The organism is Sphingomonas phyllosphaerae, from assembly GCF_036946485.1.
Lineage (GTDB): Bacteria > Pseudomonadota > Alphaproteobacteria > Sphingomonadales > Sphingomonadaceae > Sphingomonas > Sphingomonas phyllosphaerae_E.
In genome coordinates this window covers 245,442-261,440 of the sequence record NZ_JAQIJA010000002.1, presented here as the reverse complement: position 1 = coordinate 261,440, position 15,999 = coordinate 245,442, and the positions used below count along the sequence as shown (strand labels likewise).

At 62.8% G+C, this 15,999-nt stretch carries 16 protein-coding genes and 1 riboswitch; of the genes, 10 read left to right on the top strand and 6 right to left on the bottom strand.

Going from position 1 to position 15,999, the window contains the following annotated elements; translation table 11 throughout:
- Positions 1 to 80 precede the first annotated feature (80 nt).
- From PGN16_RS06720 to PGN16_RS06710, 3 genes are all read left to right on the top strand, one after another.
- Entirely contained in the window at positions 81 to 596 is a 516-nt protein-coding gene (locus PGN16_RS06720) for a hypothetical protein (RefSeq protein ID WP_335308636.1), read from the top strand.
- Positions 597 to 599: 3 nt separating this feature from the next.
- The gene (locus PGN16_RS06715; RefSeq protein WP_335308635.1) at positions 600 to 1,265 is read left to right on the top strand and encodes a hypothetical protein; all 666 of its coding nucleotides are present in this window, start codon (positions 600 to 602) and stop codon (positions 1,263 to 1,265) included.
- A 105-nt stretch (positions 1,266 to 1,370) separates the two neighbouring features.
- On the top strand, positions 1,371 to 1,889 hold the full coding sequence (locus PGN16_RS06710) for a hypothetical protein (RefSeq protein ID WP_335308634.1): 519 nt from the start codon (positions 1,371 to 1,373) through the stop codon (positions 1,887 to 1,889).
- Positions 1,890 to 2,395: 506 nt separating this feature from the next.
- Here the strand turns inward: PGN16_RS06710 and PGN16_RS06705 are convergent.
- Together PGN16_RS06705 and PGN16_RS06700 are read right to left on the bottom strand one after the other, a co-directional pair.
- Complete coding sequence (locus PGN16_RS06705; RefSeq protein WP_335308633.1) at positions 2,396 to 3,061, bottom strand: hypothetical protein; 666 nt, start codon at positions 3,059 to 3,061, stop codon at positions 2,396 to 2,398.
- Positions 3,062 to 3,201: 140 nt separating this feature from the next.
- On the bottom strand, positions 3,202 to 5,751 hold the full coding sequence (locus PGN16_RS06700) for a S8 family serine peptidase (protein ID WP_335308632.1): 2,550 nt from the start codon (positions 5,749 to 5,751) through the stop codon (positions 3,202 to 3,204).
- A gap of 91 nt (positions 5,752 to 5,842) precedes the next feature.
- Between PGN16_RS06700 and PGN16_RS06695 the strand changes: the two genes are divergently transcribed.
- From PGN16_RS06695 to PGN16_RS06680, 4 genes are all read left to right on the top strand, one after another.
- Positions 5,843 to 6,124, top strand: a complete 282-nt coding sequence (locus tag PGN16_RS06695) for a hypothetical protein (RefSeq protein WP_335308631.1) — start codon at positions 5,843 to 5,845, stop codon at positions 6,122 to 6,124.
- Between the two features lie 89 nt (positions 6,125 to 6,213).
- Positions 6,214 to 6,732, top strand: a complete 519-nt coding sequence (locus PGN16_RS06690) for a hypothetical protein (protein WP_335308630.1) — start codon at positions 6,214 to 6,216, stop codon at positions 6,730 to 6,732.
- Between the two features lie 58 nt (positions 6,733 to 6,790).
- Positions 6,791 to 7,279 (top strand): hypothetical protein, encoded by a 489-nt coding sequence (locus PGN16_RS06685; protein WP_335308629.1) that lies wholly within the window; start codon positions 6,791 to 6,793, stop codon positions 7,277 to 7,279.
- A gap of 296 nt (positions 7,280 to 7,575) precedes the next feature.
- A complete protein-coding gene (locus PGN16_RS06680) occupies positions 7,576 to 8,127 on the top strand; it encodes a hypothetical protein (RefSeq protein WP_335308628.1) in 552 nt (183 codons plus the stop codon).
- Positions 8,128 to 8,452: 325 nt separating this feature from the next.
- On the opposite strand, the gene PGN16_RS06675 is transcribed toward PGN16_RS06680, so the two are convergent.
- From PGN16_RS06675 to purU, 4 genes are all read right to left on the bottom strand, one after another.
- Entirely contained in the window at positions 8,453 to 8,986 is a 534-nt protein-coding gene (locus tag PGN16_RS06675) for an ATP-binding protein (protein ID WP_335308627.1), read from the bottom strand.
- Positions 8,987 to 8,988: 2 nt separating this feature from the next.
- Positions 8,989 to 10,515, bottom strand: coding sequence for a GNAT family N-acetyltransferase (locus tag PGN16_RS06670; RefSeq protein ID WP_335308626.1), 1,527 nt, complete (start codon positions 10,513 to 10,515; stop codon positions 8,989 to 8,991).
- Positions 10,490 to 11,281, bottom strand: coding sequence for a helix-turn-helix domain-containing protein (locus PGN16_RS06665; protein WP_335308625.1), 792 nt, complete (start codon positions 11,279 to 11,281; stop codon positions 10,490 to 10,492). The genes PGN16_RS06670 and PGN16_RS06665 overlap by 26 nt, the downstream gene beginning before the upstream one ends.
- 553 nt (positions 11,282 to 11,834) lie before the next feature.
- On the bottom strand, positions 11,835 to 12,686 hold the full coding sequence (gene purU / locus PGN16_RS06660; protein WP_335308624.1) for a formyltetrahydrofolate deformylase: 852 nt from the start codon (positions 12,684 to 12,686) through the stop codon (positions 11,835 to 11,837).
- Positions 12,687 to 12,894: 208 nt separating this feature from the next.
- On the opposite strand from purU, the gene PGN16_RS06655 reads away from it, so the two are divergent.
- The 3 genes from PGN16_RS06655 (at position 12,895) to PGN16_RS06645 (ending at position 15,975) form a co-directional block, all read left to right on the top strand.
- Positions 12,895 to 13,764 carry a methylenetetrahydrofolate reductase gene (locus PGN16_RS06655; RefSeq protein WP_335308623.1) on the top strand — a complete coding sequence of 290 codons (870 nt, stop codon included), beginning with the start codon at positions 12,895 to 12,897 and terminating at the stop codon, positions 13,762 to 13,764.
- Positions 13,765 to 13,819: 55 nt separating this feature from the next.
- Positions 13,820 to 14,491 carry an epoxyqueuosine reductase QueH gene (locus PGN16_RS06650; protein WP_335308622.1) on the top strand — a complete coding sequence of 224 codons (672 nt, stop codon included), beginning with the start codon at positions 13,820 to 13,822 and terminating at the stop codon, positions 14,489 to 14,491.
- A 152-nt stretch (positions 14,492 to 14,643) separates the two neighbouring features.
- A riboswitch (cobalamin riboswitch) is annotated at positions 14,644 to 14,865 on the top strand.
- A gap of 126 nt (positions 14,866 to 14,991) precedes the next feature.
- Positions 14,992 to 15,975, top strand: coding sequence for a DUF1852 domain-containing protein (locus PGN16_RS06645; protein WP_335308621.1), 984 nt, complete (start codon positions 14,992 to 14,994; stop codon positions 15,973 to 15,975).
- Positions 15,976 to 15,999: the final 24 nt, after the last annotated feature.

Below are 15,999 nucleotides of genomic sequence, written 5' to 3'. Positions count from 1 at the left end.
AGCGGGAGGGAAGAGCGTCTCCGAAGAGCCGGATGAAAAAGGCTCGGGGCGGGACGCCCCTCCAGCAAGGTAATGCTCAAATGCCCGACAAGAACCTGACCGCCGCGACCATCCGCTGGCTCGCGCCCGAACTGCTGCGCGAAACCCGCGCAGCGCACGCCAGCCTGCTGCACCAGCAGCAGGCTGGCGAGACGACAATCAACCTCTACACAGTCGTGAAGCAGCTCGGTCGCGTCCAGTTCGCGATCTCGACCGACTTCATCAGCGTCGACGACAAAGCGGTGCGCCAGGTGCTGCGCTCGGGCCACGGCCATGCGCTGGTCGCCTCCAGCATGGCCGGTGGATGGCTGCCGCGCCCGGTGTTCGAGATCGTCACACGCAGCGGCGATGCCGTGAAGCGCCGCGCCGGTTACCGGCTGTGGATGGGTCAGGATGGCGACAGCGCGCTGCTGGCCGACCAGCCCGGGCGTCCGGCATGGCGGATCGAGGGCAACCGGCTGGTGCGCCACCGCAGCGCGCACCTCGACGAAGGTCAGCGTCGCGCGGGCTTCGCGCGCGCCGACCGCATGATCCGTCGCCTCGCCTGGGCGGCCTGAACCATGGCGCGGAAACCTGTCACCGCGACGACCGCGACCTCGCTGCCGGTCACCACGTCCGCACCGACTCCCGCAGTTGAGGTCGAAGCCACGCCCCCTTCCCCGCGCGACTATGCCAGCCAGGGTCCCTTCGTCGGAGATGCCGACGGCAGCTTCGGGATCATCCCGTGCATCTTCAAAGATCGCCCCAACACGATGGTCGACGTCGTCCATCGCCGGCTGGTGCAGTTCGGGCGGCCGATGACCGATCCATGGCAGCCGACCTGTTCGCGCTGGGACGTGCTGTTGCCGACGCACGCGCCCGATGCCTGCCACGACCCGCATACGCTGGCACGCCTGATCGACGCCCAGCGACTGCCCGAGCAGCAGGATCTCGCGATCCTCATTACGCTGCGGTTCGCGCACCATGCGCTGCTGCACCGCGGATGGGAGCTTGCCCGCGGCTTCGCGCTCCAGCGACTGGCGCGCGACCGCGACGTGCCAGTGGTCGCCGCCCTCCACGTGCCGCAAATGGCGGCGCGCAAGCACAAGCCGCACGTCCACCTCGTCGCGTCGAGCCGGCGTATCCTCGGCTCCAACTGCGCCGACTTCGTCGACGACCTGCTTGGCCCCGACGCCAAGGCGACTGCGGCCATGCTGTGGAATGACTGGGTCGCCGCACACAGCTGAGCCCCAGCGCTCCTGACGGCAACGCAGTCAGCGTCACCGCAACCATCATGTCCATCACCCCCTGGCGAGGCACGTGCCTCGCCGGGCACGCTCCCGGATACCATCATGATCGCCCTGATCGAACTCCTCCATATCGGCTCGCCTGTTGTGCGCGTTATGCTCGGGCTGTTGCCGCACCTGCCGGCCCCCGCCATCTTCAAGCCGGCGCGCTCCTCGAATGTGCCTGCCGGCTGCGTGCAGGTCCCCGCCGCCAACCTCATCATCGCCGGCGCCGCCGGTCCGATCGGCCAGGCTGTGCTGAACGCCGACGCCATCGCAAGGGAAGCGCAAAGCGACCTGATCCTCGTCTCGCTGCGTGAGCCCGGTCACCCGCATGCGATCCGCTTCGATGCGATCCTGCACCTTGATGATCGTACCGAGCATGCCAGCGACTTGCTGCTATGGCGCTGCAAGAACCGGGCGGCGGCGCTGGTGCCGGTTGCCCGCCATGGTCAGTCGATCGTGATGGGACGCAGCGGGCTCATCCCGAGCGATCCGACACCCTATGCCAACCCGGTCGAACGATTGCAGGGGCTCGCCATGGCCAGCGCCGAGTTGCGTCGCACCCTGTGGGACGAGCAATGATGGAGCGCCTGCAAGTCGATGGCTTCCGCAGGTTTTCCGCCCGATAGCACGATGGCGCCGCCGGCGTTGCTTCCCGGTCGGCTGCAACAGTTTCCGAACACCCAGGCATTTTCGGGTGTCAGCCGGACCAGGCGCGATCGGCCACCACTGTGACCGAGCAACGGCAACAAACTATGCGAAGATGCCAACCGCGTGGGCGGTCGGAACGTGCCCATAGCGTGAAGCACTGCCGAGGCGGGGAGAAGCCCCGCCTCGGCCAGATGCCGGGTTTGCTCCCGCCGGCACCATCAACCTTCCCGCTGCAGTGACAGCGCGTCAGCCCGCGCACCTTAACAGAATATGGTTAATCTGGTTCCATACCCTAGGTTATCAGATTGGGCCAGCAGGTGTATCCTGCTGGCCAGATCTGTAGCGACGATGCTCGGGCCAAACGCGCGCCGTCATGCGAGGTTCGCCCGAGATGCCGGGCAGCCGGGAGGTCAACGCGCGATCGGCGTCTCGCAGGATCAGAACGATGATTTCGCCGCCGTTCCGCCTCCCGCAGCGCGCTGGACGCTGGCTTGCCAGCTCCGCTCGGCATCGCCGCCCTCCAGCAGAGCGAGTTTGGCCTTGTGGTACACATCCTCTTCGGCATGGAGTGCCAGCTTGGTAGTCCCATATACCGAACGGCACGGTTCGCCACCGCTGCACCAGGTCATGTCGAGCGGCGCTGACGGGGGAGAAGCACGGGTTGGCGTACCATAACGCTGGGTCAGTTGCGTACGGAATTGCGCACCGGTGCGGCCGGCCATCGGCGCTTCGTATTTGACGAGCTTTACCACTGCGCCCCACGGCACCGGCTTGAACTCGACGATCAACTGCTCATCACCCTTCTTCGCCTGGATCGTGGCAATGCCGTTCCGCGGCAGATCGAACGATGATTCGCCGCGCTGACGCCGCTTTTCCTCCTCGACGGTCACTGCCCAGTCGCGCCCCGAGGAAGTCTCGACCTTCCACCCGTCACGGGTGAGCGCCGTTTGCACATCGGCGGCGGTCATCCCGATCCGCACGCCCGCGACATCGAGCGGCTTAGCCCCGGCTCGGGTCTGCGCCGCTGCGTCCTGTTCGGCAACGGACGCCGAGCCACAGGCGGCGAGAAGAGCCAAAGCGGCGCTGGCGGTGATCCTCGTCATCATGATCTATCCTTGGGATTGTCCGGTCGCACGTCGTCGTTCGCCGAGATGCATTCCGGCGGTGCGGGTCCGATGGTGGTGGTCGTTCTATGGTTGGGTTGACGCAGTCACAGGCGGCGCGCGCGCGCGCACGATCCCGATCATCGCAGCACCAGCGCGACGAAGCCGGCGGTGTCCTGTACGCCCGAAACGTGTCCGGCATCGAAGGCGTGCGCGAGCCCGAGCCGCAGCGACGAGGCCGGTGACAAGTCAGCCGACCAGCCGAGCTCGACATCCATCTCCCGTGCGGTCGGCGTCAGGTCGACGGTTGCCATCCGCGTAGCGAGCGCGCCGGTCATTAAATCGTACGTCACCGGCGCTTCAACGACCGCGCACGCCCGCTCCAGCCGCAGCGGCGACGACAGCCCCAGCGTCACGGTGCCTCGCCCGAGACGATGCGCAGCGTCGATGGCGAAGGCGCTCCCGGTCATCGGGCCGGTAAAGCGCAGCAGGTCCGATCCGCCCGAGACCCGGGTCGTCGACGCGGTTGCACGGGCCGACAGCAATAGGCCGGCAATGCTGCGGCTGGCTGTGAGCGTCGCCAGTGTCGTGCGACCGCCGATCAGAGCAAGGTCAACAGCTCCGCGCAGCCCGAGCACCTGACCGCGCTCGGCAAGGTCGGACAGCTCGACGCCTAGCCCAAGCGGCGTCATGAGCGAGACGCTGCGCAACGCTGCTCGGTCGCTCCGAGAGGCGCCCGAGGCAAAACCTGCCGACCAGCCATTTGCCGTCCATGATGAGGACGTGCCAACCGGCGTGGCGAAGACGCCGCGCAGCGCTGAGCCGGCGATACCGCTGCCCTGCCCGACCGCAACGTTCGCGCTGAGTGTCACCATCTGTCCGGCCGACGGCGAAAAGGCGATCGTCGCCGGCCTGTTCGACCGGACGCCGCCCCATGGCCCGATCGTCGTCGACGTATAGCCCAATCTGCCATCACCGGACCCGGCAGCCAGCCATGCCGGATTGACGGCGCCGAGCATCGTGCCTGCCAGCAATCCCGCGCTGCGGTGGCGCGGGCCATTGGTGCCGGTCATCGTGAAATCACGCCCGTATCGGTCGAACACGGTCATGCGCCCAACCTGGTCCGACAGCTGCCTGCCGCTGCCAAACGGCCCCGACAGCGTCAGCGACGAATAGCGCGCCAGCACCGTGTCGGCTGCCGCGAACGCACTAGCCGGCGCCTGCACTTTCATCGCCGCTTCGACGTTGAGCAGCCCTGCGCCGAAGAGCTGGTCGGCACCCTTGTCGCCGAGGTCGGTGGCGGTATCGAGCAGGATGCGCGAGATTGCCTTGCCGCCGAGTTGCGGCCAGTACTGCTTGAGCAGTGCCGCCGCCCCGGCGATCGCAGGTGCCGCGAAACTGTTGCCGGTCACCGTGACCAACTGCCCGTCGATGCCGGTGACCTGCACGTCGGTCGCGACGACCGCCAACGTACGGTCGGCGAGTTCGCCGGGCAGGCCGTTGCCGGTGGGCGCACGCAGACTGGCATCGACACGGATACCGAAGAGGAAGTTCGCCTTGTTCTCGAACTGGTCGCCGACGAGGTCGCGCGTAATGGTGCCCGGAGCCGCACTTTGGTCATCGACGAAGTTGGAAACCGACTGCACGAGGATGCGGTCGTTCCTAACGACATGATCCATCGCCGCACGCTGGTCGGCGACGATCGTACCGCCGGCCACGCCGTTAAGGCTCATCGAGACGACGAGGGCGCCCTTGTCGACGGCATAGGTGATGGCAGGCGCGATGTTCATGGCGTTCGCGCCGTCGCCCTCCTTGATCACCGAGGTAGCGGTGACATTCTCGAGATCAGGCGCCGCGATCTTGAGCGCGAGCAGCGTTGCATCATAGGCCATGCCGTGCACGCCGCTGCCGTTTCTGGCGCCAAGCGCGACCGATGCGACCTGGGTGCCATGACCTTTCACATCGTCGAGTGGAAAGGTCACCATCTCGGGAGCGCAAGTGGCACAGCGCGCGATCTTGGCCTCGAACGCCTTGCTGTCGGGTGAGATGCGGCCCGTGAATTCGGGATTGTTGGTCGCGATGCCAGTGTCGATGACCGCGATCGTCACGCCCTTGCCGGTGATGCCGCGATCATAGGCATAGGCGGCCTTTGCGCCGACGATCGCGCGTGAGGCCTTGTACTCGGCGCTATCGGCCGCGCTGGGCGGTGGAGCCGGTGTCGGGGGCGGCGTGGGCGTCGGTGCGGGTGTGCCCACCGGGGTCGAGCCCGACGAGTTGACGCCGCCGCCACCGCCGCAGGCGGCAACTAGCAACGCGCCCGAGATCATCGACGTCGTTTGAAGAGCATTCCGCCACCGCCGGCTCAATCCCGCAACCATGTGCATCCCCCATATCGGGCGAGGCCTGGCTTCCCCAGCCGGCGGCATCGCCCCGTAGAAACAAGGCGATGCCGGCCCGTGAGCCGGAGATTGGAAACCTGCGATAAGACAGGCGCGAGCGTCTTTAGGCTTGCGCCCTGGACATACACGCCCGCTCCCCGGCCGAAACTGGTTCGGGCCGGGCATTCGGCTACTTATCGACGAGGTTTCCACGCCTCGGTCCGCCTGCTGGCGAACCGGGCTTGTGTAGGCCGGACCGGTTAACGAACCAAGTCCTGCCGTGCCGTAATCGCGCTCGATCTGCCGCAACATGCGGCAACGCAAACGTGCCACGTCTGCGAAATCACCGACTTTTCAACAAGCTTATCGACGCCAGCATCGACAATCCGCTGGAGGAAAGAAAATGAAGCGACGCGCACAGCCGCAGGTATTCCGCATCGCCGCGGCTTTGCTGCTCACCGCGGCAATCGCCGGACAATGGTGGCAGCGCCAGCCTGCCGGCGTGATCGCCGGCTGGGTGCCGGCCATGGCCAAGGCACATTGTCCTGCGGCGGTTCGTGGTGCCAGCACCATCGCGGACAGCGCCCGCACGCTTGATCGCTGGAGCTATGCGGTGATCGGCAACCTCGTGTTCCGTGACGGCCGCGACCGCTGTCAGGCGGGTGAGATCAACAGGCGGGGCTGAAGCGAAGCCCCGAGGATAGATGAAAATCGAAGGGGCCTGATCCGGACCGGCCGGTCCGGGGATCACGCTAATCGCAGGCGCCCTCCCCTATGCACCCTACCCTCCACGATACGCTGCCGACCGCGTCGGTCGCGCTCCTGAACTATCTCCTCGCTGAACTCGGCCCCGACGATCCGTACACCTTCGCCGGCAACACCGGCTTGCCGGCCGGGGTGGAATGCCTCGAGCACAACCTCATCGTCATTGCGACGCCGATCTCCGAGCGGCTCTTCGATGACGCGCTGATGCGCTGTGCCAAGGCCCGCAAGCGCGACATCGTCCTCGTCAGGCACGGATTCCACCCCGAGGTGCTCGAGCCCGTGCGCGCCGACGTCGCGCTGCACTCGGTGACGGGACCGATCCTCGTGCCCGACCTCGCCTTCTACCGTGACGCGGCCTCTGGCCTGCACTTGGTGCCCGCACACGCCGACCTCTTCGTCCAGGTCCGTACCCGCGGTCTCGAAGTGTCGATCCCCGCGCCCTGGAACAGCGTCGGTGAGCGAATGGCCGGGCTCGAGCGCGCCGCCGCCGAGATCGTCAGCGCCTGCCGCCGGTCCGAGCAGGGTTGAGAACAGCGAATACGAGAATGCGCCCCCGACACGGGGGATGAAACAAGGAGATACGATGATGACCACCACGACCTTCGAAGCCGCCGTCACCCGCGCCGTCGTCAAGCTGCTGCTCGGCACCCGCAAGCTGAAGCTCGGCGTCGCCATCACCGCTGGGGACGCGCTCGGTATCGAAGACCAGATCAAGATGGGTCGCCACGCTGTGGAGACCAACGCCGACGTGCTGCACCTTGGTTTTCGCACCGGCCCTGCCCCGGCACTGACCGACGTCGCCGTGTTCCTGCCGCGCGACGGCCTCTGCCACATCCAGACCGGCTGCAGCTTGTGGCTGTCCAAGGCCGGCAACCGTGGACGCGTGATGCCGCAGCCGCATGTCCGCGGGCACTTTCGGCTGGCGCCCAGCGAGATCCTCCACATCGACGGCAAGCCCGCCGACGATCTGAGCGAAGGCATGGAGCGGGCCAGCGCCTGGCTGGCGCGGCAGGTCATGTGCCCTGATGCCGTCTATGACGCTGCGCAATGCCACATCTGGTCGCAAGCCGCCTGATGATACCATTTCGCTCACAACGCGTAGCCGGAACCTAGTCGCGAGTTGATCGAAGACGAAATCTACTGGCCATACCTCATCCGCATAGACGCCGCGCAGGCAAGCGTCTCGTCCCATGATCGACGAAGACCATGACGCTTCCGCAGGTCTGTGCGCTTCGCAAGGTACCGACATCTCAGTCTCGGCCTCGGGTTCGGCCCGAGGCAAGAAACTGGAAATAAATAGACCCTACCACTCGGTGGTTCGAGCGAACCGACGAAAATAGTGCGCCGACCGGCGCCAAGGAGGATCAAGACATGAAGAACACGCTTGACCAGCACGACGTCAACCACATGCTGATGTCCATCGCGCGCGAGATGGCCAAGGACACCGGCAAGAAAACCGCCGATGCCGACACGATCTTCATGGGCGGTACAACGCCGACTGAAGCCGATCAGAAGTCACTGGCGGACTTTGCGCTAGCCAAAAACTACAACATCCTTTTCTCAGCCTTTGATCCGGATCTAATCGGGGATGGCCCCGTCACGATGCTCGCTGTCATCACAGATGGTGAGGCGAAGGCGGCGGTCCTCCCCGACGGGCGCCTCTGGAAAAAGGATCGGCGAAGCTCTGCGATCCTCGTCTTTGCGGAACTGAACGCGGTGGTGCGCATGAGCACCAAGGGCCGACTGCTCGTTCGCGAGATGACGGGTTCTTACCATGAGGAAGGCTACGCAATCGCCATGGACGCGGTCCGCGCCGCCGCCGAGCGCAAGCCCGCTCATGCGCCGATCGTTTCGACGATCGGAGATCTGATGATCATCATGGATGTCGAGACGATGATGATGACGACGCTTCAGGCCGCCTGAGGCGGTCCGGAATCCCACGGCGTGGCAACCGTGGGACTTCAAGCTCTCACAAGCTTGGCAGTACGATCTCGGGAGCTGAAGCGGAAAACGGCCTACGCCGATGCCCATCATTTGCCCTTTTGACCCCGGATTTGTTGCGTTAGCGGCGGGCTTGGTCATCCCAGCTGGGTGTCTGAGGGTGGTGGTAAGCGGCCTGACCGCTTTTCGGCGGAGCGCGCGGCAACCGTTCTTTCGTTCATGCGCCCGGGAATGCCCGGAATGCCGAGGCTTTGGACTCTGGCCCTCGGCTGATCCGCCACAGCTCACGCATCCGCGTCGCGTTTGATTAGCCGACGAGCTCGAGAAGAAGATCAATTTTGTCGTCTGCTATCGCCACGAAATCGCAGCCAATCTCTCCGGCGATCCGCTCGGCCGCACTGCAAGCGATCCGTTGATGCTCGGCCAGCGTCACCGCATCGCGAGCCGGACGGGCCCGACCAACATCCATCTGACGACGCTCGGCGATCCATTCAGGATTGGCAGAGAGATAGCAGATCACGTTCAGATCGAGCGCCCTGAAGACAGATGTTGGTATCTCGACCAGTCCATCGCGCCCGTCGATCACGTTGTGCCCATCGAAGATGATAGGCAACGTAGTGACCTGGGCTTCGCGTTTGTAGGCGGCAATCATCAGGTCTTGATTGTCCATGACGGCACCGAGACGCAGCGCTTCGGAGCTATCTGCATGCTGAGCCCGATAGGCCTGCTCAGCCTTGATCAGGGCGCTAGCTTGGAGGTGGAGGATTTGAACGCTTTGACGCAGACGTCCGATGAGCGTCGACTTGCCGACCCCCGAGAGGCCGAGAAGGGCAATGCGCATGCTCAAACGGTGAAGCCCAGTGAGCCTTGGTTGAGCACCGACATCTGTTGCGCGGCGACCAAGGTCTTGATCGACTGCGGCGGACCTCCCGCAAAGACCTTGCTAGCAAGCAAATTGGCCAATGGGACGGGTGGTTCGAGATGAGCCGCGAGCAGGAAGTTGATTACCTTCACGGGCCGCGCCTCGGTAGCGGCGAGCTGCCGGAGCTGCATGTCGCTATAGACCGAGCGACCGCCGGCGAGGCGACGCAAATCTTCATAAGACCGCGCCAGCTTCATCTCTTCGAACACCCCAACCGTGGTGATGGCCTGAGATGGTTGAGCCCCGGACTTGCCTTTGTAGAAGAACAGCAGCGCGCCGGGCTGCGAGATGCGGGCTGGTGCTCTGCACAAGTAGACCTTTCGAATCGTATTTCCCGGCCTGAGGAAGCCAGTGTCGCTGAATAGGCTTAGCTGCGACCTCTGGGCCAGTTCGGGGAAAAGGATCTCATGAAATTCCTCTTGAATCGGGATTGCGTAGGCACAGACGCCAATACCGGTCGCGAACCGGGGATAGTTCTCGCGCGCCAGATCAAATAGCGATATGTTCTTCTTGGGACGCAGATGGCTGCGCTTGAGCTGCTTTTCGAAAACTAGCTCTCCGTTCGCATTGTCATGCGTATGGCGAAAGCCGTAATACTCAAGCAGCGACATGAGTGTCTTCTGCTCGGGGAAGGTTGTCAGATATACAACGTCGTGCTTGTTCGACTGAGCGTACCAGAGAACCTGCTTCAGTAACAACTCGCCCAGCTTCACACCCCTGTTCTCGGCACGAACCTTGAAGGTGCAGATCTTGAGGATTTTGTTTCCAGAAAGCGTCGCATCGGTGTCGCCCGGCTTTTCGTCCTTGCGAACAACGAGGCCTGCCACGCTGTCGTCGTCCATCACGACCCAGCACTTCCTCATCGGTCTGACACACTTCTCGCGCCACCATATGTCGAAGCCGGGATAGTCCCCGCGCAGGCTGGCGAAGATTGGGTCGTTCTGCGAGATGGTGTTCGCCTCCATCTCGACGATGGCCGGGAAGACCACGGCGACTGCTTCGTACGTGGTGCGCAGGAAGGCGACCGCGTCTGCGACGTAGAGCACCCGTGCACCGAACGTTGGAGAGATTCTTTCCGCACGTGCGTGCAGCCCCTGATCCTCGGTGACGAGAAAGTCGGCTACTCCGATCTCGAGAGCATGAAGCAGAGTGGCATCCACGAGATCGTTGGGGCGGCCGATCGTGCCAAATTTCGCTTCTAGCATTGCCTTGTCGATGCCGGCCATCTTCTTGATGACCGGGAATTTTTTTATTTTGCTCAGCGCGACGCGTCGGCGAGCATCGTCCTTATCCCGCTTGATGTCGTCGATCGCGGCTTCATGCACGAATATCTCAACGCCATGCCGCGCCGCCAGCTGCTGCAGGGCGGCGAAGTTAGGTGATACCTCGGCGTGGTCTTCCAGGCCGATGAAGACGTTCGTGTCAATAAGGTACCTGGGAGAACTCATACAGGAGGGCTTCTCGCAGCTTAGGAGTCGCGTAAAGAAACGATTGTGGCGGTTCGAAGCTAAATCGCTCACGAAGTTCGCTGAGTTCAAGCGCTCTAGGCAGGCGACGTCCGTGCTTCAGCTCGATTGCATATGCGCGATCGACACCAGCGAAATAGACGTCAAAGTCCTTGCGAGTAATGCAGGCCTGTTCACCGAAGTTCTTCCAAATGTCCTGAGGCTCGCGACGATGTACTTCGCCAATCTCTGCGATCCCAGCGAGCGCGCGCGTCGGGCTGGTCTCGTAGATCAGCGCCGTCGTCCCGACGGGGACCGACATTGGGAATCGCCGCCGCAGTTCGATTGTCTTCTCACCGGTCGTGATCTTGCGACTATATTCCGGCTTGATGCTGAAGACGACGTCACGGTGCGGCGGAAGCCGATCCTCGCCGACAATCGGAAGCAAAAGCTGATTCTCATCAATCTGCTCGAAGCGGTAATCAGCCTCTCGAAGGCTGTTGATCATGTCAGCGGCATTGTGGAAATGGGCATTGATCCGAAGGCTAGCCCCCATAGCGCCGAGATAGTCTCGTAGCGTCGAGATGCGCAGATCCCTGCGCCCCTCCATTCGCGTTACCGACGATTGGCCAATCTGTAGACGCTCAGCGATCTGAGCCTGGGTCAAGCCGGCAAGCTGACGAAGCTCCCGCAGACGATGACCGATATGATGGTCAGCGACTTCCGAACTGTCCGTTTGTGGCTCGAATACCCTGCCGACGACCTTCATTTCATTCCCATACACATCAAAACACCTGATCACTCAAATATGACGTAAAAGGCATATTTAGCAACGCATTTGTCCGAGGTGGTTTGCCCCGCCGCGGGGGCAAGGCGAATTAGGGTGCATGTTGACAGCACATTACCGGTGCCAGCCATTTTGCCGGTACGCGGAAGGCACTGACTGCGTATCATGGGCCGTGCTATTGGGAACCTGTCGGCGGCAGGCGACCAGGTATTGCCGTTCACATGAGTGGGTCCGAACGTCCGGATTCGCCGGAAGCCGCCGCCTGATCGCCGCTAAGCCGCCAGACAGTAAGCGCCGCTCAGATTGTCGTTCAATCAGCCACCCCCGCTCCCGACATCGGGCGCGTGGGGTTTGTGTGCTCGTTCCAATTCTCCATCGCCGATCCGCAATTTCGGGAAAACACAATCGGGAACAGGTCTCGGAAGAGCCAAGCCTGTCGCCGGGTGCCTGCGCATGCAGTCACCCGCTAACCCGGCATCACGTTCCCAATCAGAAAAAGCGCAACTCACCACTCGCACCATAAGCCGAGAGCGTTTCAGCCTTTAAAGACGACCGTCTTCTTGCCATTCCGAATAACCCTGTGCGCCACATGCCAGGCAACGGCCTGTCCCAGAACCTGATTTTCAATCTCGCGCCCTTTGCGAACGAGATCATCGGGGGAGTCCTCATGGGTCACGCTTTCGACGCCCTGATGGATGATCGGTCCTTCATCCAGATCGGCGGTGACGTAATGCGCGGTCGCGCCGATCATCTTCACGCCGTGGGCGTGAGCCTGGTGATAGGGTTTCGCGCCCTTGAAGCTGGGCAGGAAGCTGTGATGGATGTTGATGCAGCGGCCCGACAGATGGGCGGCCAGGTCATCGGACAGGATCTGCATGTAGCGTGCGAGCACGACCAACTCGGCACCGCTGTCTTGCACCAACGCCTTGATGCCGGCTTCCTGCTGCGCCTTGGTATCGCGCGTAACAGGCAAATGGTGGAAGGGAATGTTTCGAAGATCGGTTGCGGTCAGCGCGGTGGCCGGATGGTTTGACGCGATTCCGACGATCTCGATGGGAATCTCTCCGATCCGCACCTTGTAGAGCAAATGCGCCAGGCAGTGATCGAACTTCGACACCAGGATCAGGACTTTGACGGGCTGGTTTGTCGGCACCAGCTTCCAATCCATGTCGAACCCCTCGCCGAGGGTCGCGACCGCATCTGCCAGGACGGCTTGGTCGCACCCGCTTTCGAAGACGACGCGGAGGAAGAAGCGGCCTGTCTCACGATCTTCGAACTGCCGTGATTCAAGGATGTTGCCATCATTCTCGAAGATGATCCTGCTGACGCTGTAAACGATGCCGGGGCGGTCCGGACAGTCGACAACCAGCGTGTAGGATCGTGACATTCGCTATTCTCCGAAAGCGTGGCTGGCGGCGGAAGGGATGCGCTCGCTTACGGTGTCACCCTATCTCCGTCCATCGCTCCTGCCTCGCCGGCGCAGGGCCTGGATCATGGCAGTGCCGATGATCGCAGGCGCGAACATGGAAAACGCGGCCCATTGAGGCTAGGTGAGAGCGCGGTGTCAGCCGGCCACCCTCTGCATACAGAAGACGATGAACCCGCCGCTCATTCAACCAGCCTCACCCCATGGCCGCCCCTGCATCACAGATGACTATTCGCTGGAAGTGACGGTCAGGGATGTCTCTGGGCTGGTACAGGTGGCGAAAGCGCTCCCGCCTTCGACGCAGATAGCGATCCCGTTCCTGCCCACTGACGACAAGGCAGCGCGTGTCGCAGCGATACGGACCGTTCGTCGGCTCGGGTTCGAGCCGATGCCGCATTTCGCCGCCAGACGGATCACTTCGGCCAGCGCGTTTGACGGCTTCATGACCGAGACGGTTGCTGGCGGCGGCATCACGCGCTGTTTCGTCGTTGCCGGCGACCCGCCCCATCCACTCGGGCCGTTCCCCGACAGCGCCTCCCTGATCGCGACGGGCGCTTTCGAACGGTGTGGGGTCAATACGATCGGCATCGGGGGGCATCCCGAAGGCCATCCGGTCATGAGCGAGGCGGAATGCTGGGCCGTGCTCGAATCGAAGTGTCGAAGCATTGAGGAGCGCGGCATGTCGCCGATGATCGTCACCCAATTCGCCTTCGACGCGGACATCGTCCTGCGTTGGCTGGAAGGTCTTCGCGAACGCGGATTGAATCATCCGGTGCGGATCGGTGTTCCCGGTCCGGCGGGCGTAGCGACGTTGATGCGGTTCGCCGCTCAGTGCGGCGTGGGTGCGTCGACCGCCATCCTGGCAAAATATGGCATCTCCGCCACCAAGCTATTGGGAACGTCCGGACCGGAGAAGTTCGTGGATCGTCTCGCTGCCGGTCTGACGATCGGACATGGTGCGGTGCGACTTCACTTCTATCCATTCGGTAATATCGGCAAGACGGCGGACTGGATCAGCCACTATGCTTCAACCCGATAGAACGACCCTGCGCTTCCGCTTGCTCGAAGCCGCCTGCAACACCTGAGAAAATATCATGACGCCGATCGATCGACCCACGCTAGTACCACCGGGCGGCCAGACCAAGGTTCTGCTGCATAGCTGCTGCGCGCCGTGTTCGGGTGAAGTGATGGAAGCGATGACCGCCAGCGGTATCGATTACACCATCTTCTTCTACAACCCGAACATCCATCCCAAGGAGGAATACCTCCTGCGGAAGGACGAGAACATCCGCTTCGCCAAGGACCACGGCGTGCCGTTCGTCGATGCCGACTATGACACGGTGAACTGGTTCAAGCGGGCCAAGGGCATGGAATGGGCGCCGGAGCGCGGCGAGCGCTGCACGATGTGTTTCGACATGCGGTTCGAACGCACCGCGCTCTACGCGCACGAGAACGGCTTTCCCATCATCACCTCGTCGCTCGGCATCTCGCGCTGGAAGGACATGAACCAGATCAACGGCTCGGGTGAGCGCGCGGCGTCGCACTATCCCGGTATCGACTATTGGACGTTCAACTGGCGCAAGGGCGGCGGGGCCGCGCGCATGATCGACATCTCCAAGCGCGAGCAGTTCTATCAGCAGGAATATTGCGGTTGTGTCTACTCGCTGCGCGACACCAACGCCCACCGTGTAAGCCAGGGTCGACCGGAAATCGAGATCGGCAAGCTCTACTATGGCGAAGTCGAGGGCGGGGACACGCTGGCTTAGGCTTGCTCCGCCACCTCAATCCCGCCTGCGCCTGCGCCTGCGCCTGCGGCGCTGATGCTGCAATGGCGCGAATCCGCTGGTCAGTGTCACGACGTCAAACCATCATATAAAGATATCTTTATATCGTTGTTGACAGCTTCGGACCGATGGTGTTGAACGACCACGTCGAGGTTCCCCATCCCAGGCATGGCGATGGGGCTAAGACGGGAAGCCGGTGGTGTCTTTCGGGGCAGAATCCGGCGCTGCCCCCGCAACTGTAAGCGGCGAGCGGCGGCTCCATTTCGTGTCACTGGGTTCCCGCAAGGAGCCTGGGAAGGCCGGAGCCACCGCGTTGACCCGTGAGCCAGGAGACCTGCCTTCGACGCGATAACGTTCCTCGGACGGGGGTTCCTCCGGTGGATCGCGCTTGATGCGACGGTCCATGGCTTGCCGCCATCCGGGCCTGTTCACGCCTTGCGCGCTTTCGCCTGACCTCCCGCCCGCAAAGCCAGGGTTGAGTCATGACGAATAGCGGCTTCACATTCTCGATCAGCAGCTTGCCCTTCGACGAGGATTATCGTCCGGCCGATAACACGCGGATCACCACCAATTTCGCCAATCTTGCGCGCGGGGACAGCCGGCAGGAGAATTTGCGTAACACGCTGGTGATGATCGACCATCGCTTCAACGCGCTGATGCACTGGGACAATCCCAAGGGTGATCGCTACACGCTGGAGCTGAAGATCGTCTCGGCCGCGCTCACGCTCGGCGACGGCGCGGACGACGAAGCGTTTCCGCTGATCGAGATCCTCCACACCACCGTCACCGACCGGATCAGCGGCGAGCGCAGCGACGGCATGATCGGCAACAACTTTTCATCCTATGTCCGCGATTACGACTTCAGTGTCGTTCTGCCCGATCACCTGAAGGCCGGGGGTGGCGGCGCGCCGGAGGACTTCGGCGATCTGCACGGCAACCTGTTCAAGCATTTCCTCGCATCGAGCGCTTACCGCGACAACTTCCGCAAGCCCCCGGTCATCTGCCTCAGCGTGTCGAGCAAGGAGGTGTATCACCGGACGGCCAACGTGCATCCGATCCTCGGCGTCGAGTATCGCAACGACAAATTCTCGCCCACCGATCAGTATTTCGCGAAGATGGGCATGAAGGTGCGCTATTTCATGCCGCCGCACAGCGTCGCGCCGTTCGCCTTCTACCACACCGGCGATCTGGTCAGCGACTATACGAACCTCGAACTGGCCAGCACCATCGCGACGATGGAGACGTTCCAGAAGATCTATCGCCCGGAAATCTATAACGCGAACTCGGTCGCGGCAGAGCATTATCAGCCGAGCCTGCGGTATCAGGACTATTCGCTGACCCGTATCGTTTACGATCGCGAGGAGCGCAGCCGCCTCGCCGTCGAGCAGGGCAAATTCGCCGAAGAGCATTTCATCAAGCCGCATCGGGCCGCGCTCCAGCGCTGGTCCGCGACCTGCGGCCTCTGATTCCCACTCACACAACAGGTATTT